The 21,922-nt window shown below is 61.0% G+C and carries 18 protein-coding genes and 1 pseudogene; 11 read left to right on the top strand and 8 right to left on the bottom strand.

Features of this window, described 5'->3' with window-relative positions:
* Positions 1-53: 53 nt before the first annotated feature.
* Positions 54-1,313, bottom strand: a complete 1,260-nt coding sequence (locus KK137_RS04965; RefSeq protein ID WP_214535003.1) for a tetratricopeptide repeat protein — start codon at positions 1,311-1,313, stop codon at positions 54-56.
* A 312-nt stretch (positions 1,314-1,625) separates the two neighbouring features.
* Between KK137_RS04965 and gyrA the strand changes: the two genes are divergently transcribed.
* Entirely contained in the window at positions 1,626-4,412 is a 2,787-nt protein-coding gene (gene gyrA / locus KK137_RS04960; RefSeq protein ID WP_214535001.1) for a DNA gyrase subunit A, read from the top strand.
* Between the two features lie 124 nt (positions 4,413-4,536).
* A pseudogene (locus tag KK137_RS04955) lies at positions 4,537-4,749 on the top strand (TipAS antibiotic-recognition domain-containing protein); the annotation flags it as partial.
* On the opposite strand, the gene KK137_RS04950 reads toward KK137_RS04955, so the two are convergent.
* Positions 4,746-5,432, bottom strand: a complete 687-nt coding sequence (locus KK137_RS04950; protein ID WP_214534999.1) for a lysoplasmalogenase family protein — start codon at positions 5,430-5,432, stop codon at positions 4,746-4,748. The pseudogene KK137_RS04955 and the gene KK137_RS04950 sit on opposite strands and share 4 nt — an antisense overlap.
* A gap of 45 nt (positions 5,433-5,477) precedes the next feature.
* Here KK137_RS04950 and trmFO point away from each other — a divergent pair, with 45 nt between their 5' ends.
* Entirely contained in the window at positions 5,478-6,809 is a 1,332-nt protein-coding gene (gene trmFO, locus KK137_RS04945; protein WP_214534998.1) for a methylenetetrahydrofolate--tRNA-(uracil(54)-C(5))-methyltransferase (FADH(2)-oxidizing) TrmFO, read from the top strand.
* Positions 6,810-6,821: 12 nt separating this feature from the next.
* Here the strand turns inward: trmFO and KK137_RS04940 are convergent, their stop codons facing one another.
* Both KK137_RS04940 and KK137_RS04935 read right to left on the bottom strand, forming a co-directional pair.
* Positions 6,822-7,274 (bottom strand): EF-hand domain-containing protein, encoded by a 453-nt coding sequence (locus tag KK137_RS04940; protein ID WP_214534997.1) that lies wholly within the window; start codon positions 7,272-7,274, stop codon positions 6,822-6,824.
* Positions 7,275-7,302: 28 nt separating this feature from the next.
* Positions 7,303-7,953 (bottom strand): hypothetical protein, encoded by a 651-nt coding sequence (locus KK137_RS04935; RefSeq protein WP_214534996.1) that lies wholly within the window; start codon positions 7,951-7,953, stop codon positions 7,303-7,305.
* 153 nt (positions 7,954-8,106) lie between these two features.
* On the opposite strand from KK137_RS04935, the gene KK137_RS04930 reads away from it, so the two are divergent.
* From KK137_RS04930 to KK137_RS04905, 6 genes are all read left to right on the top strand, one after another.
* Positions 8,107-10,191 carry a TadE/TadG family type IV pilus assembly protein gene (locus tag KK137_RS04930; RefSeq protein ID WP_214534995.1) on the top strand — a complete coding sequence of 695 codons (2,085 nt, stop codon included), beginning with the start codon at positions 8,107-8,109 and terminating at the stop codon, positions 10,189-10,191.
* An 11-nt stretch (positions 10,192-10,202) separates the two neighbouring features.
* A complete protein-coding gene (locus KK137_RS04925) occupies positions 10,203-10,796 on the top strand; it encodes a TadE/TadG family type IV pilus assembly protein (protein WP_250893584.1) in 594 nt (197 codons plus the stop codon).
* Between the two features lie 11 nt (positions 10,797-10,807).
* Positions 10,808-11,455, top strand: a complete 648-nt coding sequence (locus KK137_RS04920; protein ID WP_250893583.1) for a TadE/TadG family type IV pilus assembly protein — start codon at positions 10,808-10,810, stop codon at positions 11,453-11,455.
* Between the two features lie 251 nt (positions 11,456-11,706).
* On the top strand, positions 11,707-13,797 hold the full coding sequence (locus KK137_RS04915) for a pilus assembly protein (protein ID WP_214534992.1): 2,091 nt from the start codon (positions 11,707-11,709) through the stop codon (positions 13,795-13,797).
* Between the two features lie 71 nt (positions 13,798-13,868).
* Entirely contained in the window at positions 13,869-14,426 is a 558-nt protein-coding gene (locus tag KK137_RS04910; protein ID WP_214534989.1) for a TadE/TadG family type IV pilus assembly protein, read from the top strand.
* Entirely contained in the window at positions 14,411-15,112 is a 702-nt protein-coding gene (locus KK137_RS04905) for a TadE/TadG family type IV pilus assembly protein (RefSeq protein WP_214534987.1), read from the top strand. Before KK137_RS04910 ends, KK137_RS04905 begins: the two co-directional genes overlap by 16 nt.
* A gap of 103 nt (positions 15,113-15,215) precedes the next feature.
* On the opposite strand, the gene KK137_RS04900 is transcribed toward KK137_RS04905, so the two are convergent.
* The 3 genes from KK137_RS04900 to KK137_RS04890 all read right to left on the bottom strand — a co-directional run bounded on the left by KK137_RS04900 (position 15,216) and on the right by KK137_RS04890 (position 18,148).
* On the bottom strand, positions 15,216-16,577 hold the full coding sequence (locus tag KK137_RS04900) for a pyruvate dehydrogenase complex E1 component subunit beta (protein ID WP_214534986.1): 1,362 nt from the start codon (positions 16,575-16,577) through the stop codon (positions 15,216-15,218).
* A gap of 2 nt (positions 16,578-16,579) precedes the next feature.
* Positions 16,580-17,698: a pyruvate dehydrogenase (acetyl-transferring) E1 component subunit alpha gene (gene pdhA / locus KK137_RS04895; protein ID WP_214535985.1), complete on the bottom strand. Its 1,119-nt coding sequence runs from the start codon at positions 17,696-17,698 to the stop codon at positions 16,580-16,582.
* 120 nt (positions 17,699-17,818) lie between these two features.
* Positions 17,819-18,148: an FtsB family cell division protein gene (locus KK137_RS04890; RefSeq protein WP_214534984.1), complete on the bottom strand. Its 330-nt coding sequence runs from the start codon at positions 18,146-18,148 to the stop codon at positions 17,819-17,821.
* A gap of 126 nt (positions 18,149-18,274) precedes the next feature.
* On the opposite strand from KK137_RS04890, the gene hppD reads away from it, so the two are divergent.
* Together hppD and KK137_RS04880 are read left to right on the top strand one after the other, a co-directional pair.
* The gene (gene hppD / locus KK137_RS04885; RefSeq protein ID WP_214534983.1) at positions 18,275-19,366 is read left to right on the top strand and encodes a 4-hydroxyphenylpyruvate dioxygenase; all 1,092 of its coding nucleotides are present in this window, start codon (positions 18,275-18,277) and stop codon (positions 19,364-19,366) included.
* Positions 19,367-19,454: 88 nt separating this feature from the next.
* Positions 19,455-20,003: a hypothetical protein gene (locus KK137_RS04880; RefSeq protein WP_214534981.1), complete on the top strand. Its 549-nt coding sequence runs from the start codon at positions 19,455-19,457 to the stop codon at positions 20,001-20,003.
* Position 20,004: 1 nt separating this feature from the next.
* Here KK137_RS04880 and KK137_RS04875 read toward each other — a convergent pair whose 3' ends face one another.
* Positions 20,005-21,318, bottom strand: a complete 1,314-nt coding sequence (locus KK137_RS04875) for a MarR family winged helix-turn-helix transcriptional regulator (RefSeq protein ID WP_214534979.1) — start codon at positions 21,316-21,318, stop codon at positions 20,005-20,007.
* Between the last annotated feature and the right edge of the window lie 604 nt (positions 21,319-21,922).

Below are 21,922 nucleotides of genomic sequence, written 5' to 3'. Positions count from 1 at the left end.
GGCGCGGAAGGCCTGATCTTCCGCGCCGCAATCTTTGTCAGTTCTGAGCGCGATCAGGCGCGGGAGCTGGCGTAGGCCCCCCACATCCGCGCCACGGTCGCTCGGCTTCCCGAGACCTGCGCGAACGTCGCCTTGGCGTCAGCGTACTTGTTCTGGTGCACCTGCGCGATGCCGAGCCGGGTCAGGGTCAGATCGCGATCGATGTCACCCTTCTCCAGAGCCAGTTTGAACATCTCTTCGGCTTCGGCGTAAGAACCAAGCGAGAGGAAGACATCTCCTGCATATTGGGCGTCCCGACCAGTAGCTGACTTGCGGGCGGCCGCGGCCAGCTGCGGCGCATCCTTGCGGTCCGCGGGCGCGCGTTCGTCAACCACGCGCTTCACGTCGCCATAGTATTGATCGCCCGTGGTCATCACCCCGGCCTGGACCGCTGCGTCAAGAACGCGTGCCACTTCGTTCGACATGACGCGCGGATCGGCCGTCTCGATATAGCTGACGTACTCGCGCCGATCGCTCAGCGCATTGGTGAGTGCCATCAGGCGGAGTAGATCGAGCTGCGCCTGTCGGTCGCCGGCGTTGAGCGAATTGACGACCTGAAGGGCCTGCAGCCACTTCTTGTCAGAAGAACCGTGAGTGACGAGCAGCGTCGACCACTCCAGGGTCTGGTCGTCCAACTTGGCCTTGTAGGCGACTTGCAGGCCGCGCACGAGCCACGCGTCCGGCACCGGTTGACCAGCGGCGACGCGCTGGTCGATCAATCCGTGCAGATAATCGAGCCCCTGGGCGTTCTGCCCTTCACCGAAATAGGACTCAGCGATCAGGCCTTCCGGATTGTCCGCCGTGCGGCCCGCCGCCACGGCCGCCTGAAGAGCTGTGCGCGCGGCAGCGTAATCCTTGGCGTTGTAGGCCAGGTTACCGACGAGGAACTGGAGCTCGCCGACCTGGGCCGGATCGACCTTGCCACTCGCAAGCATCAATTCAAGGCCCTGCCGTTGCAAGGCGGGATCGTTGAGCTTGTTGCCCAGGATCAGCACGAGGTTGCCGCCCACGTGCTTGTCCTCCGGAGTCTGCATTGCGGCGATTACACTGGGGATCTGCGCTTTGGCAGCGGCCAGATCGCCGCCCGGCGCGTTCACGATGTCCGCCACCGGCTTGTAAGCCGAGGCAAAGCCCTTCGAGTTTTGTGCGAACGCAGGGGACGCGGTCATTGCCGTGCCGGCGACGGCACCACCCATCAGAGCGAGCGCCAGTGCGACGGCGGAACTCAGTCCACCGCGAGACTTGCGGCCTGCATTACCTGTCTTGGGGAACATGTTTCGTAACTCTCCTTTGGGGGGCTTGGACCGGTTCGTCGCGGGGCCTTACCAATAGTGCGCGCGCTAGTGCCGGGAAACTCCGAAGTTTGCAATTCATCCTAGGAATCGCGGCATGAATGCCCATTTAACCGCTTGCCGAACCTTCCCTCCGAACTGTCCGTTCGGAGGTTCACTCCAGTAGCGGCGGCAAGTGTGGATAAAGGGCCAGACTGCCGTTCCCCTTATACCCTTCGACTGGCCTGTCAGAGGCCTTTGGCCTAGGGCCTTTGAGACAAAACGAAACGACAGCAAGACGGGCTAACCGCGCAGGTGAACGACATTACCGATACCCCCGAGCCCCCGGCCTCCCAACCGGGCGACTTCGAACGCATCGACATCGTCGATGAGATGAAGACTTCCTATCTCGATTACGCGATGAGCGTGATCGTGAGCCGGGCACTGCCCGACGTTCGCGACGGCTTGAAGCCGGTCCACCGCCGTATTCTTTATGCCGCGCAGGAAGGCGGGTACGTCGCCGGCCGCCCCTATCGCAAGTCGGCCAACATCGTCGGCGACGTGATGGGTAAGTATCACCCGCACGGTGACAGCGCGATTTACGACGCCCTCGCGCGCATGGTGCAGCCCTGGTCATTGCGAGTGCCGCTGATCGACGGCCAAGGCAACTTCGGCTCGATGGACCCCGATCCGCCGGCCGCGATGCGTTACACGGAATCGCGCCTCGCGCGGGTCGCGAACGCGCTGCTCGACGATCTCGACAAGGACACCGTCGATTTCGTTCCGAACTACGACTCCTCGCGCAACGAGCCGGCTGTGCTGCCGGCGCGTTTCCCGAATCTCCTGGTCAACGGCACGGGCGGCATCGCGGTCGGCATGGCGACCAATATCCCGCCGCACAATCTCGGCGAGGTAATCGACGGCTGCCTGGCGATGATCGAGAACCCCGGCATCACCTCCGAGGAACTGATCGAATACATCCCCGGCCCCGACTTCCCGACGGCTCCGCTCATTCTGGGTACCGCGGGCAGCCGATCCGCCTACACCACCGGCCGGGGTTCGATACTCCAGCGCTGCCGCCACTCGATCGAGGAAGGGCGCGGCGATCGGCAGTCGATCGTGTTGACAAGCATGCCCTACCAGGTGGGCAAGGCCGGCCTGGTGGAGAAGATCGCCGAAGCGGCCAAGGACAAGCGGATCGAGGGCATCTCCGACATTCGCGACGAATCCAACCGTCAGGGCGTTCGTGTTGTCATCGACCTCAAGCGGGACGCCACTGCAGAGGTCGTGCTCAACCAGCTGTGGCGGCACACTCCCGCGCAATCGAGCTTTCCGGCTAACATGCTGGCGATCCGCGGCGGCCGCCCGGAAACCTTGGCTCTACGCGAGATCATCCAGGCGTTCATCCAGTTCCGCGAACAGGTCATCACTCGGCGTACCAAGTTCGAGCTGAACAAGGCGCGCGATCGGGCGCACGTGTTGCTGGGCCTGGTAGTGGCGGTTTCGCACCTCGATGAAGTCGTGGCCCTGATCCGAGGTTCGTCGAACCCCGCCGAAGCTCGGACCAAGTTGCTGGCCAAGGAATGGCCGACCGCCGAAATCACCCAATACCTTTCTTTGGTAGAGGCGGTGGAACCAGATCTTGGCGGAGCCGAGGGAACCTATCGCCTCTCGGAGACGCAGGTGAAGGCCATCCTCGACTTGCGCCTGCACCGCCTGACAGCGCTTGGCCGGGACGAGATCGGCGACGAGCTCAAGGAACTGGCCATAGCGATCGAGGAATACCTCGCGATCCTGGGCGACCGCCGCCGGCTCTACGAAGTCATGCGCCAAGAGCTGACCGAGATCCGCGAGCAATACGCAACGCCTCGCGTCAGTGAAATCGCGCCTGCCTGGGATGGCATCGAGGACGAAGACCTGATCGAACGCGGCGAGATGGTCGTGACCGTCACGCTCGACGGCTACATCAAGCGCACCCCCCTCTCGACCTTCCGCGCACAGAACCGCGGGGGCAAGGGCCGCGCGGGCATGGCGACGAAGGACGAGGATGCGGTGTCGGAGATGTTCGTCACCAGCACCCACAATCCGGTGCTGTTCTTCTCTACCGCAGGCAAAGTCTATCGCATCAAGGTGTGGAAGCTGCCCGAAGGCGGTCCGGCTACGCGCGGCCGACCGATCGTCAACCTGCTGCCTGCGCTCGACCAAGGCGAAACCATCGCCGCCGTACTGCCTTTGCCCGAAGACGAAGACAGCTGGGGCGCTCTCAGCGTCGTATTCGCCACGGCCAAGGGCAACGTCCGGCGCAACTCGATGGACGCGTTCGCGAATATTCCCTCGAACGGCAAGTTCGCGATGCGCTTCGAGGATGGCAGTGACGACCGCCTGATCGGCGTGGCCTTGCTCGATTCCGGCGACGACGTGCTGCTCGCTAGCCGCGACGGCAAGGCGATCCGCTTCGCTGCGGACGACATTCGCGAGTTCCAGTCGCGCACCTCGACCGGTGTTCGCGGCATGAGCCTGAAGGCCAACGACGAGGTGGTCTCTCTTTCGATCCTGCACCGCGTAGGCGTGAAGGACCAGGACGAGCGCGACGACTACCTGCGCTTCGCGCCGTGGAAGGCCGAAAAGGAAGGCGAGCCCAACATCTCGGTCGAACGCTTTGCCGAGCTGGCGGAGAAGGAGCAGTTTATCCTCACCGTTTGTGCCAACGGTTATGGCAAGCTGTCTTCGGCCTACGAGTACCGGCGAACGGGCCGCGGTGGCCAGGGTATCACCAATATCGACAACATCGCCCGCAACGGCCCGGTCGTGGCGAGCTTCACCGCCACCAAGGCCGACCAGCTCATGCTGGTGACCGACCAGGCCAAGCTGATCCGCATCGGCCTAGAATCCCTCCGCGTGATTGGCCGCGGGTCTGCCGGCGTGCGGCTGTTCAATGTTGCGGACAACGAACACGTGGTCAGCGCGGTCCGTCTCGACGAACAGGAAGAGCCGGAGAACGAAGCCGAAGAGATGGTGATTGAAGAGATCATCGCCCGCGACAGCACGGAAATCCCGCCCGAGCCGACCGTGGATCGGGACGAGAGCGGGGCCGAGGAGTAACTGTACTCTTCGGCCAGGCTCTCCGGAGTCTCGGTGAGTTCGTTGCGGCGTGGCGGACAGACTGGCCGAAGGTGAAGCGGCTGGCCTGACGCTGGCACGAGCGTCCTAGTCAGGCGCGGAGGCAGACGACCGGGCGAACGATGCCCTGCTGGCGCGGCATCACGCCTGGATCGCGGCTATGTGGGAACGTGCCTGCCCCCCGGAAGCCTATGCGGGTTTGGCGAAACTGTACCTGGGACATCCTGACTTCAGGGCCAACTTCGAAAAGAGCGGAACCGGTCTTACCGACCGGCTAACTCCGGCCATGAAGGCCTACGCCGCGCGGCTCGCCGCTTAGCCGTTCTTGACCAGACGCAACTCCGGATCGCGCTTGCGCAAGGTGCTCACGAGGCCGGTGGCAATCAGGAGCTGCCCAAGGTAGTAGACCGGCCAGACGAGGACTTGCGGTACCACGCTGTCCTGCAGCGGCCCCATCTCGGCAAACAGCAACAAGTCGGACAGCAGGAACAGCGCCGCCCCCGCCCCGACGCGGTACCGGGGAAAATCGCTGGCCCAGGCGCTGGCGCACATGGCGCCGAGCGCCAGCCCGTAAAGACCCATGTTCAAAGCCTGGGCTCTATCTGCCGGCATCGTCCAGGCAATCAGCGGCGTTAGAATCAGCATCGCCACGACCGTGGCCTTCTGGCTCGGCGAAAGCTCCTCTCGCCGGTTTCGCAGATAAACGCCCATCGCCATGACGTGGTAAGCGAAGAACAACAGCCCGCCGACTGTCCTGTCCGTTGTAATCTCCAGCGCCATGTCGCCCAGCGCCGCTGCCCCGAAAGCCCAGGCCATCAGCCTCGCATCGGGACTCGAATGGCGCAGCCACAGGTATGCAGCGAGCAGGCCAACGGCCGCTCCCTTGATCGGGATCAGGTAGATTTCCGGCCAAGGCCCCCAACGCAAGTAGTAGAAGGCCAGGGCCGCCACGATGCTGGCCAGGATAAGCGGACGTTTCTCGGCTAGCGCGCGGCGGGACATGCCTTTCCTTGACGCGGCGGACGCCCGGGAGCAAGCGCCCGTTGCATGACGTACCAGGTCCATATCATCGGCGGCGGCCTCGCCGGCAGCGAAGCCGCGTGGCAACTCGCCCGTCGCGGCGTGAAAGTTAGGCTCTCGGAAATGCGCGGAGGCGGCGGGTCGACGCCGGCTCACCAGACCGAGGGGCTGGCCGAGCTGGTCTGCTCGAACAGCTTTCGCTCCGACGACGACGAGCGCAACGCAGTCGGCCTGCTTCATCACGAGATGCGCCGGCTGGACTCTCTCGTCATGCGCGCCGGCGAAGTGGCTCGCGTGCCCGCGGGGTCGGCAATGGCGGTCGACCGCGACGTGTTCTCGGCCGAAGTGCAGAAGGCTCTCGAAAACCAGCCCAACATCGAGATCGTGCGCGAAAAGGTCGACACCCTTCCTGAAAGCGGCCTCACCATTGTCTCCACCGGCCCCCTCACGGCCGCTTCGCTCGCCGAGAGCATCGGCCGGGCCACTGGCAGCGACAGTCTCGCCTTCTTCGATGCCATCGCGCCAATCGTGCATCACGAGAGCATCGACATGTCGGTGTGCTGGATGCAGTCGCGATGGAACAAGGGCGACGGCAAGGACTACATCAACTGCCCGATGGACAAGGACCAGTACCTCGCCTTCCACCAGGGTCTGCTCGACGGCGAGAAGACCACCTTCAAGGAGTGGGAGGAAAACACGCCTTACTTCGAAGGCTGCATGCCGATCGAGGTCATGGCCGAGCGCGGCGTCGACACGTTGCGCTATGGACCGATGAAACCGGTCGGTCTCGACGACCCGCGCACGGGACGCTGGCCCTATGCCGTGGTGCAGCTGAGGCAGGACAACAAGCTTGGCACGCTGTGGAACATGGTCGGTTTCCAGACCAAGCTCCGCCACGCCGAGCAGGTGCGACTGTTCCGCACGATCCCGGGCCTCGAGAATGCCGAGTTCGCCCGCCTGGGGGGTCTGCACCGCAACACCTTCCTCAACTCCCCGACCTTGCTCGACCGCCAGTTGCGCCTGAAGAGCGCTCCGCACATTCGTTTCGCTGGCCAAATCACCGGCTGCGAGGGCTACGTCGAAAGTTCGGCGGTCGGTCTGCTCACCGGCCTGATGACGGCGGCCGAAGTGTCCGGTCGCGAGTGGGCCTCCCCTCCCCGTACCAGCGCGATGGGCGCCCTGCTCGCGCACATCACCGGAGATGCGGAGGCAGAAAGCTACCAGCCCATGAACGTGAACTTCGGCCTCTTCCCGCCGCTGCATGACGTGAAGAAGAAGCAGCGCAAGGAAGCCTACACCGAACGCGCCAAGGCTGACTTCGGCGACTGGCTGGCGACGAACGAAATGGTCCCGGCCTGACGGTTCGAGGCGTCAACAATTGCAGCGTGGCGTGCTCGCCGGTTTGGGTGCCGTCGCCGCGAACTCCTGCTGGGTAAGCGATCGATCGCCGTCCGCATCCGCGCTTTCGAAGCGGGTCACGGTGGCCACCGCCCATTCCTCGAAGGTCAGCAGGTTGTTTCCATCGACATCGAGGTCGCGAAAAGCCTTGGTGCGGGTCGAGAGCATTTCCTCGCGGGATATCCTGAGGTCCCGATTGCGGTCGTAGCGGAAGAAACGCCGCTGCTCCTGGTTGAGTTCGCTCGCTTCGGGAGGTGCCGGGCCCTGCAATCCGGCGATGTCGGCGCTGGGCAGGCCCGTCGGGACCGCCTCGGTTACTGACGGTGGCGGCGCGGCCTCTTCCACTTCCGCCCGGCCCTGTAGCCAGAACAGTCCGATGCCGACAAACACAAGCGCGCCGAACGCACCGAGCACGAAACGATTCACAAGGTCCCCTTTGAATTCAGGGACTTAACTAGCGCCCGATTAGTCCGATCCGCAAGACCAGAAGCGCACTCGCCCTCCCGCTCAGCAGCGGCGCCCCGCCCTTCCGCAGCGCTGCCGCACCCAGGCCGGCCAGAATGGCGAGCGGTCGAAGCGAACGCGGCAGGCGGGGGACGCTCAGGTCTGTGCGATAGCCCACCACCCGGTCGCGCTCCGCGCTGTCCGAGACATGGGCTGCAAGGTCCCCCAGCGCCCAGATTTCGGCAGCCGCGCGTGCGTGCTCGGTCACGTCCACCCCCAACTCCCGAGCAAGGCAGGTGAACGCTGCCCCGCGCCCCGAGATAAACTCGGCGATGACTCCGGAAGACAGCTCGTCCGAGAGCAGCGCCTCCCATCCCGAGGCCAGCTCGGCAAGCCCCGAGGGATCGCGCCATTCGCGCAAGGCCTCCAGCAGCGGCTCACCCTGCGGCCAATGCAACGGGTCGCGCGCCAGTGTCTCCCGCCACCAGGCCAGGCGAACCTGCGCCATTATCGGCTCGCGACGTGAACGCAGGATCGTGGCCATGCGCCGATCGAGCGCCAATATGGTTAACCACTGCTTGCGACTACGGCCATCTACGTAGTGAAACGCGAGCCGTTCTGGTTCTAGTAGATCGTCAAGCAAAGCCATTTCCTCGGCCATCACGCCGCCTTCCCGCAACCGAAAACCGGGCGCTGGCGGGGGCAAAGCCTGACCATCGATAGACTAATGACCACTGCAAGCTCCCCCTTCGAAACTTCGTTAACCGCACCGGTGCGGGGGCCGATAACCAGCCTTCGATCCAGGGACCATTCCATGCCCGATACCGATCCGCGTCAACTGCAGAAGCCCGACGTGAATGGCAACCGCGGCCTGCTGCGTCGCCTCCGCTTGAGCGAGAGCGGCAACGTCATGGCGATCGCGGCCGTTTCGCTCATCCCGCTGATTGGCATGATCGGCGGTGCGGTGGACATAAGCCGCATATACCTGACCAAGGCGCGCCTGCAGCAGGCCTGCGACGCGGGGGTGCTGGCGGGGCGGAAGTCGATGACGGGTCTGACCTGGACGAACGATAGCAGGCTGCAGGCGGAACAGTTCTTCAGCAGCAACTTTCCCGAAGGTAAGTACGGCTCTGGCGATTTGAGCGTGGGTTTTGAGGCGTCGAGCACCGGCGCCGTCACTGGCTCGGCTGAAGTCTCGGTGCCGATGACGGTCATGAAGTTCTTCAATCAACCGAATTGGGACGTGTCCGCGACGTGCACTGCCGACCTCCATCTGCCCAACACGGATATCATGCTGGTGCTCGACACGACGCGGTCGATGGCCGGCCAGAATTCCGGCGATTCTCAAACTCGCATCGATGCCATGCGAAACGCAGTGACGACATTCCATGCCACGCTTGAAAGCGCGAAGGCGTCCGGAAGCACGATCCGCTACGGTTTCGTGCCCTATTCGAACACGGTCAACGTCGGTACCCTCCTAAAGGCTGACTGGATCGCCGACCAGGCGACCTACAATTCTCGGGAAGCAGATACGCCGCATGTGCAACCGGGCATCCTCGTCAACACCGATAAAACCGAGACAACCGGCAGCTTTGAAATCTTTCCTGCGACCAAAGGCGAGCCAGAACGGTGCGTGGCGCCCCCAGGCACGCTGCAAGACAACACGGTGTGGTCCCCGTGGGTACCCGCGGCCCCCGCGACGCCCCGCGTTCAGACGTCTACCCGCACCCGGCATGGCGACAGATATACCACGGAGACGGGTAAGAACGGCGAATGTCTGATCACGCTGACCAGGTTCGATAATTACGTTGAGGTCTACACCCACACGAAAACGGGACTGCCCGGGATCCATAACCCTGATTACGATGAAAAGACGCTTCACTGGATCTACGGGCCACGCACTTTTTCAATGGCTCCCCTCAAACGCACGGATGAAGACGGCAATGTGATTGGAGGACGCTTCATCGAACCGAATATCGACCTCCGGAAGGGGAAGGACCCGAGCGGCTTCCTAAACCATCACTTCGACGAGCACGTTGACCGCGAGATCATCTGGGAAGAGCATAATGCCTGCATCGAGGAGCGTGCCACCCGCCGCACGAACGAAGGCTCCAATGTGCCGCGTTATGACATGGATGTCGACCTCGTCCCCGATCGCAACAATCCCGCGACACAATGGAAACCTTATCTGCCCGGCCTGGTCTATTCCCGTCAGGCTATTGGACCGACTGATACCGACACATGGCTCCTGGGCAGTTCGGAAGCCACCCGGACCAAGGAGATCTGGTATGAAGGGAAAGAATATCCGCGGAGGGCTTTCAACTTCTACACCCCCTTGGACTGGCCATGGGATTACGGAGCCTGTCCGGCGCCGGCTCGCAAATTTGCCGAGATGGATGCCGGCCAACTGCAAGACTATCTAAGGAAGCTGCAACCCAGGGGGTTCACCTATCACGATATCGGCTTCCTGTGGGGCCTGCGCCTTATGTCGCCGACGGGACTGTTCGCGGCAGAACACAGGAGAGCCGAAGAAAACGGCAGCATTTCCCGGCATCTCATTTTCATGACCGACGGGGAAACCGACACGCGGATCGGCGCCTACGATGCGTGGGGCCTGTCGGCCATGGACCGACGGCGTACAGCGGTCACTGAAATTCCGGAGAAGGCTGAGCGGGACAAGCTTACCGAAGACCGCCTTGCAGAACTCTGCACGCTGGCGAAAAGCAAAATGAACATCACCGTATGGGTGATCGCCTTCGGCGACGAAGTCACCCTCTCGCCAATGCTCGCCAACTGCGCTTCGGAACATCGAGCCTATAAGGCTAGTGACGCGGAACAACTGAATAGTGCTTTCTCCGACATCGCTTCGCAGATTGCCCAGCTGAGGATCACGGGCTGATGGTGGACGGCATGATCCGGTTCGCCCGCCGGCTGTCATCCGACATCCAGGGGGCGACGGTCGTCGAATTTGCGTTCATCCTCCCCGTGTTCGCGGGCCTGCTGATGTTTCTGTTCGACACAGGATATTATCTCTACGCGCGCTCGGTCCTGGCGGGCGAAGTCAGCGCTGCGGGCCGATCTTCGACCCTCGAGACCGCGACCAATGAGAGTGTCGCGGCGCTGGATGCCGACGTTACCGAGCAGGTCCAACGACTGGTCCCTCACGGCAACCTGACTTTCACTCGGATGGCCTACAAGTCCTACGGCCGCGCCCAAGCCGTGGCCGAGGCTTTCACGGACGCAAACGAAAACGGGGTGTGTGACGACAACGAAGCGTTCGATGACGCGAACGGCAACGGCCGGCGGGATACGGATTCGGGCGAGACTGGCATCGGCGGCGCCCATGATGCCGTGATTTACTCCGCATCCCTCTCTTACAACCGGCTATTCCCACTCGCCGGCCTGCTGGGCTGGGAACCGGAGGCGACGGTCACTGCGAAGACGATCTTGCGCAACCAGCCTTTCGCCAGTCAGGTCCAGCCAGTTCTCGGCCACTGCCCATGAGGACCGGAGCGATGACGTTGCGTACCAAACTCGTCCCTGCGGAACTCGTCCGCGGGCTCCGGCTTGACCAGCGAGGCCTCGCTTTTGTCGAGTTCGCCGTAACCCTGCCCATTCTCCTGGTCTTGATGAGCTCGGGTCTCGAACTCGCGAACTATGTGATCGCAACCAAGCGGATTGGCGAGATTGCTGCCTTGGTGGCCGACAATGCCTCGCGCATCGGCACCCAAAGCATACTCAGCAACAGGCCGATCAGCGAAGCCGAGATCAACGACGTGTTTATCGGCGCGGATCTAGAGGCCGGGCAACTCGACCTCGAGGGCAATGGCCGGATCATCCTCTCCAGTTTGCAGCGCAATGAGGACGACCAGCAGATGATTTCTTGGCAGCGCTGCTTTGGAAGTTTGGCCCACCCATCGTCCTACGGGGACGAAGGCAATGTGGGTATCTCCGGCATGGGGCCGGCGGGAGATCAGGTCACGGCCGCGCCCGGCACCGCTGTGATGGTGGTGGAAATCGCCTACGAGTACGAGCCGTTGGTGCCTTTCATCGGCCTCCCCCTTGGGAAGATCACAGACTACGCCGCCTTCAACATCAGGGATAGCCGCGACCTTAGTCGGGTTGACAACTCCGGTAAAAACGAAGTCTCGAATTGCTCCTGAGCGAAGCTGGAACAGACATGACTTATGGCCTTGCCGGGCTCTTCGGGCTTCGGCAGGCGGACGTAAGTTCGGCGGCGACTATCTGATATCGTTGGCAAAATGATTTGACCGCGATCGGACATCCGCTATCGCGATAACGCGGTGCGGAGTCCGCCCTGATGGTAACTCCTCATTAACCCTTCTCCTTGAGGGTCCGGTCACCGTAAAATTGTAATGGCTGGAATTGGGTCGAGTTATTCGGGGTCAATTCCATGCTTGATGCCAAGCAATACGCATCACGGAATTCGTGCGCAAACAGCAGCAGTGGCGTGCTTCGCCGGCTGCTGCGCAGCGAAACGGGCAACGTCATGGCCCTGACCGCTGCGGCCACGCTTCCCATGCTTGCTGTAATAGGCGGCGCCGTCGACATCAGCCGGATATACCTCACCAAGAGCCGCGTGCAGGCGGCATGCGACTCCGCTGTGCTCGCCGGTCGCAAGGCCATGTCGACGACAACCTACACCGACGCAGCTAAAGGCCGCGCCCGGTCAATGTTCAACTTCAACTTCCAGGAAGCCGACTACGCCGCCACCGGGACGACCTTCCTTACTAGCGCCGATGCCAAGGGTAAGGTGAGCGGAACCGCCACCACCTCCATACCCATGGCCGTCATGGGAATGTTCGGCGCCGGCCCGGCAAACCTATCGGTGACCTGCAGTGCGGACATCCAGGTTCCTAACATCGACATCGTGATGGTGCTCGACGTGACTGGTTCAATGAACGACTGTCCGGAAGGCAAGTGTGGAAGCGGCGACGAACGAAAGATCGACTCGTTGAAGGCGGCCGCCAAGACGTTCTATGCCACCCTTAAGAAGGAAATGGCGGGAAATACGACCTCGCAGATCCGCTACGGCTTCGTACCCTATGACCAAGCGGTCAACGGCGCGGATCTGTTCAGCAGCACGCCCGATCAGACCAAGGGACAACTGCCGCTGAGCTACCTTAACGACTCGATGGTCGTTCAATCGCGCGTCGCTGTCTTTACCAACGTAGTCCAGTGGGTTCCGGATCGCACCGCTTCGGTCACGATCTTCGAACAGACCTATGACAGCGGCTCGGCCGATTCAAAGAAGCCGTTCAAGGCTGTGACGAATGGCGGGACCGACATCAGCAACAGCAACTGCACCAACTATGCCAAGAATTCGAACTTTGGCTCTGTCACGCTGTTATCGGGCGGCTCATCGGTCCTTTACCAGAAGGGGTCTGACGCAGGCACGGAGACTCTCCAAACCAGTGCGCCGACCACAGGAACCTCGTATACAAAAACAACCTTCGAACGTGTTTCGCCGACATGGTCAAATGGCAGCAAGAAGTGTACCCGAAGGGTCATACAGAAGAAATATATCAAACAAAAAGGCTATCAGTTCCGTCATTGGAGCTACGAGCCAACCACCTATTCGGTTGCCAACTTCAAGAATGGCAATTCGATCAATTACAATACCGCGATCGTCGATCCGGAATATACGCTCACCGAGGAAGAGTACGCAGCCACCGGCAACGATGGCAAGCTCGACTTGGTGGAGCTAGCTCAGCTTCCTTATCAAACCGGGCTCACCACCGCGGCAAGTTCAAAGTGGGACGGCTGTCTCGAAGAGCGCAACACGGTCCCGGCGACCAGTTTCGCGCCAATACCGTCGGGAGCACTCGATCTGGATTTCATTTCGGGCGGTACCTCGAACGAGCTGCGGTGGCGGCCTTCGCTGCTGGACCTGACCTATTACAGAAGCAGTAGTGCGGCTGTGACTAACACCAATATCAGCGCTACCCGGAGCAACCTGGATTATTCTTGCCCGACGGCAAAGATGCGCAATCTCAACCCGATGACCGAAACCGAGTTCGGGACCTACATCGATTCCCTCCAACCGGGAGGTTATACCTACCTCGATGTCGGCATGGTCTGGGGCCTGCGCATGATCTCGCCGCAAGGGATGTTCGCCAGCCGGAATCTTACCGGGCCGAACGGTGGTCAGATCGACAGATATATCATCTTCCTGACTGATGGTGTGCCGGTCTCGCGCGGGAATTCGTACACCGCCTACAGCGTAGAGGACATGGCCAAGCGCATCACGGGTACCACCGGCAAACAGCCTGCAGAGCTGCACGCCCTCCGTTTCCAGGCCCTGTGTGACGCGATGCGATCGAAGGTCAACATCTGGGCCATCGCCTTCGGAACTTCCGTCGAAGGCAACCTCTCCGCCTGCGCCGATACCGGCCGTGCCCTTCAGGCGGACAAAAAGGAAGATCTTGAAAAGGCTTTCACCGACATCGCGAAGCAGATCGCCGATCTGAGGCTCGTCCAATGAGCGAGCGCCAGTCAAGGCTATACCGCGCGAGACACTTGCGCCTCCGGTCAGATGAATCCGGCTCGACGATCGTGGAATTCGCTATCGTCGCCCCGATTTTCCTGATGCTGCTCATGGCGATCTTTGACCTTGGGTTCCTTGTCTACGCAAAGGCCGTTCTGCAGGGCGCTGTGGAAGAAGGGGCGCGTACTGCGTCGCTTGAAAACACCGAATGGGACAAGATCAAGCAACGCGTGAACGACCAGGTCGAGTCCGTAATTCCGGTGGGAGACGCCTCAACTGACATCACCTTCACGTTCAATCCGAACTATTACGCAAACTATAATGACATTGAGCTGCCCGAAGACTTCACAGATACTAACAAAAACAAGAAGTGGGACACCGACGAGTGCTACGTCGATCGGAACAACAACCAAACTTATGACACCGACGTCGGGCTTGCCGGTCGCGGCGGTGCTCAGGATGTCCTCTCGATCAGTGCCCAGGTGACCTACGTGCGCATCTTCCCGCTGTGGGCGCTGCTCGGTGAAAAGCAGGAACACACGATCGAGGCATCGACATATCTTCGCAATCAACCATTTTCCGCTCAGGCGGCCAGGGTGGGAGTCCAGATATGTCCGCCAAAGTAGGAACGGCACGATACCGATTGCCCGCGCTTCTATCTCGCCTGAAAGGCGATCGAAGCGGCGTGGCCCTTATCGAGTTCGCGTTCTCTCTGCCTCTCCTTATGGCGTTGGGATTTACCGGAGTCGAAGTCGCGGGCCTAGCAATTGCCAATATGCGAGTTAGCCAGATCGCGATGACCGTTGCGGACAACCTATCGCGCGCCAAGCAATCGGTTCCGCTCAGCCTCCCTCAGTTGCGGGAGGTCGATATCAACGACGCGCTTCTCGGCGCCCGCATCCAAGCTGGCAACAGCCTGGAAATCCTGGAACACGGACGAATTATCGTATCGAGCCTGCAACAAACCGATGCCGGCCTCCAAACGATTGCGTGGCAACGTTGCAAGGGTAAGCTAAACGTCGCCTCGAAGTACGGGGTTGAAGGAGCCACGCAGCCGGAGACCGGGACGGGCGGATTTCAGGGAATGGGGACAGGCAGCACACGCGTTCAGGCCGAAGCCAAATCAGCCGTCATGTTCGCCGAAGTCAGCTACGACTACCATCCGATTTTTGGCGAATGGGTGCTGGGGAAAATCCGCATCCGCCGCGAGGCCGCTTTTTACGTTCGCGACGATCGCGATTTGACTCAAATCTATAACACCGAGCCAGAAGCCAGTGCTTCAACGTGTGACAAGTTGGACTCAACGTTCTGAGCCCGACACGGCCTCTCTCCAACCGGGAGAGGCCGTGCAGTCTACAAACCAGCCACCATTTGGCCGCTATGTCTCACGCTCTCTGAGCGCGAAACTCGGTAGCCTACCGTCCAACGATCGACCGCACCGCCGCAGCGATCTTGTCTGCGTTGATCAACGCCATCGCTTCGAGGTTCGCCGCGTAAGGTAGCGGCACGTCCTCGTTGCAGACGCGCAGGACCGGGGCATCGAGGTCGTCGAAGCCTTCTTCCATGCAGATCGCGATGATCTCTGAAGCGATCGAGCAGCCGGGCCAGCCTTCTTCAGCGACAACCAGGCGATTGGTCTTGGCGAGGCTCGCCAACACCGTTTCCTTGTCGAGCGGGCGCAAGGTGCGCAAGTCGATCACCTCGGCGTCGATGCCCTCGGCAGCCAAAGCGTCTGCTGCCTCGAGGGCCAGGCCAACGGCAATCGAGTAGGAAACGATCGTCACGTCACTTCCTTCGCGAACCACGCGAGCCTTGCCAATCGGCAGGACGTGATCGTCAAGCTGAGCGACCTCGAAACTCCGCCCGTAAACAAGCTCGTTCTCGAGGAAAACGACCGGATCCTCACATCGGATTGCCGCTTTCATCAAGCCCTTGGCATCGGAGGAGTCATACGGAGCGATTACGATCAGCCCTGGCACGCTCGCGTACCAAGGAGCAAAGTTCTGGCTGTGCTGGGCGGCCACGCGGCTCGCCGCACCGTTGGGTCCGCGGAACACGATCGGACAACGCATCTGACCGCCGGACATGTAATTGGTCTTGGCGGCGGAGTTGATGATGTGGTCGATCGCCTGCATGGCGAAGTTGAAGGTCATGAATTCGACCACCGGTCGCAGACCCCCCATCGCGGCACCCGTACCGATGCCGGCAAAGCCATACTCGGTGATCGGAGTATCGATCACCCGTTGAGGACCGAACTCCTCCAACAGTCCCTGAGTGACCTTGTAGGCCCCCTGATACTCAGCGACTTCTTCGCCCATCACGAACACCCGATCGTCCAGGCGCATTTCTTCCGCCATGGCATCGCGCAACGCTTCGCGAACAGTCAGCTTGATGATGTTGGTGCCCGGCGGAATGTCCGGATCGGCAGCGGGTTGAGACTTGGCAACTGGCCGGTCCACGGCCGCCGGAGCTACAGGCGCGTCTGCCTGTGGCACGGGGGCGCTGGGAGCTGAAGTCGCGACAGCCGCATCCTCCCCCTCTCCCGCCAAGACCGCGATCACGGTCCCTACAGCAACGTTTTCAGTGCCTTCGGGGATGAGGATCTTTCCGACGGTTCCTTCGTCAATTGACTCGAATTCCATCGTCGCCTTGTCAGTTTCGATCTCGGCAAGCACGTCACCGGCGGAAACCGTATCGCCTTCCTTGACCAGCCATTTGGATAGCGTGCCCTCCTCCATGGTCGGTGAGAGGGCCGGCATTTTCAACTCGATCGCCATGGTCAGTACGTCTCCACCAGGACGTCGGTATAAAGCTCGCTCGGAGCGGGTTCGGGAGAGCTTTCCGCGAAATCGGCTGCTTCGGCAACTTGAGCGCGGATTCGCTTGTCGAGGTCCTTCAGCTTGTCTTCGTCAACGCCCAACTTGATCAATTCAGCCTTGGCGCCCTCGATCGGATCGCTGTGATCGCGCACGCCCTGCACTTCTTCGCGAGTGCGGTACTTGGCCGGATCCGACATCGAGTGGCCGCGGTAACGATAAGTGTTGAGTTCCATCAGCACCGGCCCGTTTCCGTCGCGTACATGAGCAACGGCGATTTCAGCGGCCTTGCGAACCTCGAGCACATCCATGCCGTTCACTTTCATGCCCGGAATGCGAAACGCCGTGCCACGACGATAGAACTCGGTTTCGGCAGAGCTGCGCTTGACCGAGGTGCCCATGGCGTACTGGTTGTTTTCGATGACGAAGACGATCGGCAGCTTCCACAAGCTCGCCATGTTGAAGGTCTCATAGACCTGCCCCTGGTTGGCCGCACCGTCACCAAAATAGGCCATGCAGACCCCGCCATCACCGCGATACTTGTGCGCAAAGGCCAGCCCGGCACCAAGCGGCACCTGGGCGCCCACGATGCCGTGCCCGCCGTAGAACGCGTGCTCGGTCGAGAACATGTGCATCGAACCACCCTTGCCGTGGCTGATGCCAGCCTGGCGACCGGTCAGTTCGGCCATGATGATCTTGGGATCGATGCCGTAAGCGAGCATGTGTCCATGATCGCGATAGCCGGTGATGACGCTGTCCTTGCCGCCTTGCAGCGCATCCTGCAGGCCAACGGCCACCGCTTCCTGACCGATATAGAGGTGGCAGAAGCCGCCGATCAGGCCGAGACCATAGAGCTGGCCTGCCTTTTCCTCGAAGCGGCGGATCAGAAGCATCCGCTCATAGAACGTCAGCAACTCCTCTGCAGTCGCGTCAAAGCGCGGATCCTGCTGAAACGCCTCCTGAAGGCTGTGCAGGGCAAAATTATCGCCCGACTTTCCGGCACTTGCAGTGGCTTGTGCAGCGGGTTTCTTTGCCGGCGCCCGCTTGGTCTTGCCGGAACTTGAACTGGCGGCTCGTGCCAAGGCCTCTTCCCCTGATGGCGCCACGATGACGCAGGATGAGCCTCGCCTATAGGCAATAGATCGCGTCGCTGGCAACGCCCCGATTGTCGCTATTTTTGCGGTTGCCGAGGACCAGGCGCCTCAGTGCGCCTGCTGCGCCTTGTCGAGTTCGATGACATATTCGTCAGGATGCGCAACATTCAGATTCTTGCGCAGCAATTCGGTCGCCAGATCCGGGTCGACGTGGTTGGGATCTAGCCGATCCACCAGGTTCTCAAGCTCGTCCTTCTCGGCCTTCAGCTTTGAGATTCGTTCTTGTCTTTGCTGCAGCAGAGCGAGATTTTCACCCCAGGCCAGAACGCCATAAGGGCCAACGAACGTCAGTCCCCCGAGCAGAAGCAGAACACCCAACGCACCGAACCGGGCAATCTTTTCCCTGACAACTTCGCGCTTGGTTACCACCGGATTCATGATTTGAGAGAATCACAGTCCCCTCCGCATTTCAAGCGCTTTCGTCTTATTCCTCGAGTTATCCGCAGATGCCCCCGCTATCGCCCATGATTGCTTGTGACCACCGAAGCGGTTACAACCGTAACCATGTCAGATCTTTTCGATAATCCGCTGGGACTCGACGGGTTCGAATTCCTCGAGTTTTCGGCTCCGCAGAAAGGCGTGTTAGAGCCCGCGTTCGAACGCATGGGCTTTAGCCAGGTCGCCCGGCACCGCAGCAAAGACGTACAGCTCTGGCGCCAGGGGCACATCAACCTGATCGCGAACTATGAGCCGCGCAGTCCCGCCGCCTACTTTGCCGCAGAACATGGCCCCTCCGCATGTGGAATGGGTTTCCGAGTGCGAGACGCGGGTCGAGCCTTTAGCCTGGCGATCGAACGCGGGGCCGAACCGGCCGAAGTCAAAACCGGAGCGATGGAACTCAATATCCCCGCCATCCGAGGCATAGGGCGATCGTTGATCTACCTCATCGACCGCTACGAGGATGACCTCAATATCTACGACATCGATTTCATCTATCTGGATGGCGTCGAGCGTTATCCTGTAGGCGCCGGCTTCCACACCATCGATCATCTTACTCACAACGTCTATGGTGGCAGGGCAGCCCACTGGGAGGATTTCTACTCTCGCATTTTCGGCTTCCGCGAGTTCCGACAGTTCGACGTGACCGGGGAATATTCCGGGCTCAATACCAAGGTAATGATGGCGCCCGACGGCAGGATTCGGATTCCCCTCAACGAAGAAGGGGGTGCCGGCGGCAAAGGGCAAATTGCCGAGTATCTTCGCGCCTACAATGGCGAAGGTATCCAGCATATCGCCCTGGCCAGTGACGACCTCTATGCCTCGCTCGACAACCTTTCGTTGCGCGGCATGGGGTTTGCCCCTCCCCCTCCAGAGGCCTACTATCGCCAGCTCGACGGACGCCTGCCTGGCCACGGCGAACCGGTCGATGATCTTCGGAAGCGCGGCATCCTGGTCGATGGAACGACGGAGGGCGGCAACCCGAAACTCTTGATGCAGATCTTCAGCCGTCTGATGATCGGCCCTGTGTTCTTTGAATTCATCCAGCGCAAGGGTGATGAAGGCTTCGGCGAAGGCAACATCAGCGCGCTGTTCAAGTCCATGGAGGATGACCAGCTTGAACGAGGGGTACTGAGTTCAGATGAGCCCCTCGATTGAGGTTTTCCCCGTTCTGACGGACGCAAGCCTATTGCACGCTATCCGGGTTCCCGCCACTAAGCGGCCAGAGAACGAGAGGGGAGTTTCAATGTCGATCATCGGGTACCGCGCAACGATCATGGCCGCTGCGGCTGGATCGCTGGCCGTCGCAAGCGGTCCTGCCTCGGCCCAGATTGACCAGCGTACAGCGGCCAGCATCATGGTCGAATGCTCGAAAATCGGCGATCCCAGCGCCCGTCTGGCTTGCTACGATAACAACATTCGCAATGTCGACCCAAGCGTTCCCATGCCACCTCCCACTACGAGAGCGGGGGTAGGTGCTGGAGCGCCGCCTGCCCAGGCCGGCCCCCAAGGCTTTGGCTTCGAGAGCGTAAAGCGGCGCGAAGAACGTTTCACGCCCGTAGCCCCTTCTGAAAAGCAGGTCACTGCTACCGTAACTGCGGCCGCGCAGCGTGAACCTGGGATCTATCTGGTCACCCTTTCAGACGGGGCGCAGTGGCTCTTTACCGATGGTGTTGCGTTCAGCTTCCGCCCCCCGAAACGCGGGCAATCGATCGAAATCGAGCGCGGCGCCATGGGAGGCTATCTCATGCGTATCGATGGTCAGGAACCTGTACCAGTCCGGCGCCTGCGCTGAGCTAGGCCCGGTCGATCTCAGCAAATGCTCGCTCACGCGCGAGCTGGGCAACTGCGTTTCGGCGCACTTTGTCGAAGGTCGACAGGAAGCGGGCCCTGTGCGCTGGCTCCAAGGGCGCCAGCAGGAAGGTACTTCTCTGGCGACCTGCCTCCTGGATGACTTCGACCAGCTTTTGTCCTTCATCGCTCGGATAGAAGCGACCGTGTCGACGACCCGGTTTCCCTTCACGCGAGACGAGGCCGCGCTCGACCAACGCGTTGACGGTCCGGGCGGCCTGACTGTGATCCCGCGCCAGCGCCGCCACGAGCGCGCTCCATTCGATCGGAGGATTCATGCCGATCTCGGACAGCACGAATGCCTCAAAGGTCGACAACCCCGTGAGGCGCTTGAACGCCAACGCCCCGCTTCGGCTGAAATAGGCACTCAGCGTCATAAGGGGAGCTATAATCCGTGAACGGTCGATGACGACCTTCTCGGCCTGCTTATCCTCATCGTCTCGATCGGATGGTTCGGTGGACTTTCCACCCTGCACCAACGCCCGCTCCTGGTCGTAAAGCGCAATCGCGCGGTCGAGCAAAATCTCGATGGCTTCGAAGAACTCGGCAAGTTCGGCTTCGGAAATGTCGATGGTCAGTTCGCGATTTCGCAGCTCCGCCATTCGGGAAAGGCGCTTTCCAAGCCGCTCCCCATCGCGGGTCAGACGAAGCGGTGCACGAATTTGCTCCCTTTCGACGAGCCGCATTTCGAGCAAGCGCTTCACGGAGCGGCTGACCTGGGCCTTATCGACGCCGACCGCACTTGATATGTCCGCCGGGACGAGAGCGCCTGCGTTCTGCAGCAGGAAAAGCAGCCTCCTGTCGAGCTCGATCAAATACTGCTCGCGAGAGTAAGAGAGCTCCGCACTTTCCCGGACCTTGTGCAGGACCTGCCACAGTTCACTCTGAATAACGTGAGGCTGAGCGCTCTCCTCCGCCGCCACGGGCATGAGACGCGCGTCTGCCGAAGCCTCGATCCCTTTGAGGATCAGGTCCAGACGGCTTGAAAAGCGCGCCGGAGTACTTTCCGGTGGAGACCATTGCCGAGCCCCAATCGCGTAGGCTTCCACCGCCTTGACGGCGTCGTCCGCTAAAGGGCCTAACGCCCGCGTCACGGCAGAGAGGCAGACATCGTCAACCGCCGCGGTTTCGACCGTATTTCGCCACAGGGTTTCGGCGCGACGGCGCAAGAGCGACCGCCAATCGGTCGCCCCAACGGTCGGCCCATCGAGCCCGCTGTTCACGAAATTGCCTTCCGGCGGCGCGTGCCGCGTGTCCATTAGTGCGGTCTCTCCCGACCGTTTCTTCCCTTAAGTGAAAACCTATAGCCTTTATTCCGCGAATGAACAGACGACCTGCGCAAGCTGTGGATTCGAACGGAAAGCAAACGATCCCGGCCGAGACAGTTAACCTTGCTATCCCCCTGAATCCCGCCCCCGAACATCGAGTTTAGAAGCGATGCACCTTGGCAACACATGCTGCGCCAGAAGAATTTACAAGCAGCAGAAAAACGGCAGAAATCCGCCAAAAACGTTGACTTAGCTAATCATCGGGCTCTCGGGGATTTCCTCCACCTCGCGCAACATTGCTGCCAGAAGTGCCGGAATTGAGACACTTTCAAGGGCCGATGGGGATTCCATCGCTAGACACCGCGAATGCCTGCCAATATGTGTCCTCCCTAAGCGGACCTCTTGCCGATTCCGAAGAGCGAGGCCGCAAAGGGTAGGGGTGACAATGTCCATGACATTTTTGCAAACTCGCGCCTCTGGCTTGCCGACGCTTTCGGCTGCCGGCGCGTCTGCACACCCTACTCCGTAAATTCGAACACCGGTCCAGGCTCGAAAGCTTGGGCCATCATTGTGAAGGGAGCACGACGTGAGGAGT

Source organism: Croceibacterium selenioxidans (genome assembly GCF_018599195.1).
In the GTDB taxonomy this organism is placed as follows: Bacteria; Pseudomonadota; Alphaproteobacteria; order Sphingomonadales; family Sphingomonadaceae; genus Croceibacterium_A; species Croceibacterium_A selenioxidans.
This window is presented reverse-complemented; position numbering and strand designations above follow the sequence as displayed.

What these genes read in the sequence shown, in the direction of transcription:
- KK137_RS04965 (WP_214535003.1), bottom strand. Translation starts at nt 1,313, where the DNA reads ATGTTCCCCAAGACAGGTAATGCAGGCCGCAAGTCTCGCGGTGGACTG.
- KK137_RS04950 (WP_214534999.1), bottom strand. Translation starts at nt 5,432, where the DNA reads ATGTCCCGCCGCGCGCTAGCCGAGAAACGTCCGCTTATCCTGGCCAGC.
- trmFO (WP_214534998.1), top strand. Translation starts at nt 5,478, where the DNA reads ATGACGTACCAGGTCCATATCATCGGCGGCGGCCTCGCCGGCAGCGAA.
- KK137_RS04935 (WP_214534996.1), bottom strand. Translation starts at nt 7,953, where the DNA reads ATGGCCGAGGAAATGGCTTTGCTTGACGATCTACTAGAACCAGAACGG.
- KK137_RS04930 (WP_214534995.1), top strand. Translation starts at nt 8,107, where the DNA reads ATGCCCGATACCGATCCGCGTCAACTGCAGAAGCCCGACGTGAATGGC.
- KK137_RS04925 (WP_250893584.1), top strand. Translation starts at nt 10,203, where the DNA reads ATGATCCGGTTCGCCCGCCGGCTGTCATCCGACATCCAGGGGGCGACG.
- KK137_RS04920 (WP_250893583.1), top strand. Translation starts at nt 10,808, where the DNA reads ATGACGTTGCGTACCAAACTCGTCCCTGCGGAACTCGTCCGCGGGCTC.
- KK137_RS04915 (WP_214534992.1), top strand. Translation starts at nt 11,707, where the DNA reads ATGCTTGATGCCAAGCAATACGCATCACGGAATTCGTGCGCAAACAGC.
- KK137_RS04905 (WP_214534987.1), top strand. Translation starts at nt 14,411, where the DNA reads ATGTCCGCCAAAGTAGGAACGGCACGATACCGATTGCCCGCGCTTCTA.
- KK137_RS04900 (WP_214534986.1), bottom strand. Translation starts at nt 16,577, where the DNA reads ATGGCGATCGAGTTGAAAATGCCGGCCCTCTCACCGACCATGGAGGAG.
- KK137_RS04890 (WP_214534984.1), bottom strand. Translation starts at nt 18,148, where the DNA reads ATGAATCCGGTGGTAACCAAGCGCGAAGTTGTCAGGGAAAAGATTGCC.
- hppD (WP_214534983.1), top strand. Translation starts at nt 18,275, where the DNA reads ATGTCAGATCTTTTCGATAATCCGCTGGGACTCGACGGGTTCGAATTC.
- KK137_RS04880 (WP_214534981.1), top strand. Translation starts at nt 19,455, where the DNA reads ATGTCGATCATCGGGTACCGCGCAACGATCATGGCCGCTGCGGCTGGA.
- KK137_RS04875 (WP_214534979.1), bottom strand. Translation starts at nt 21,318, where the DNA reads ATGGACACGCGGCACGCGCCGCCGGAAGGCAATTTCGTGAACAGCGGG.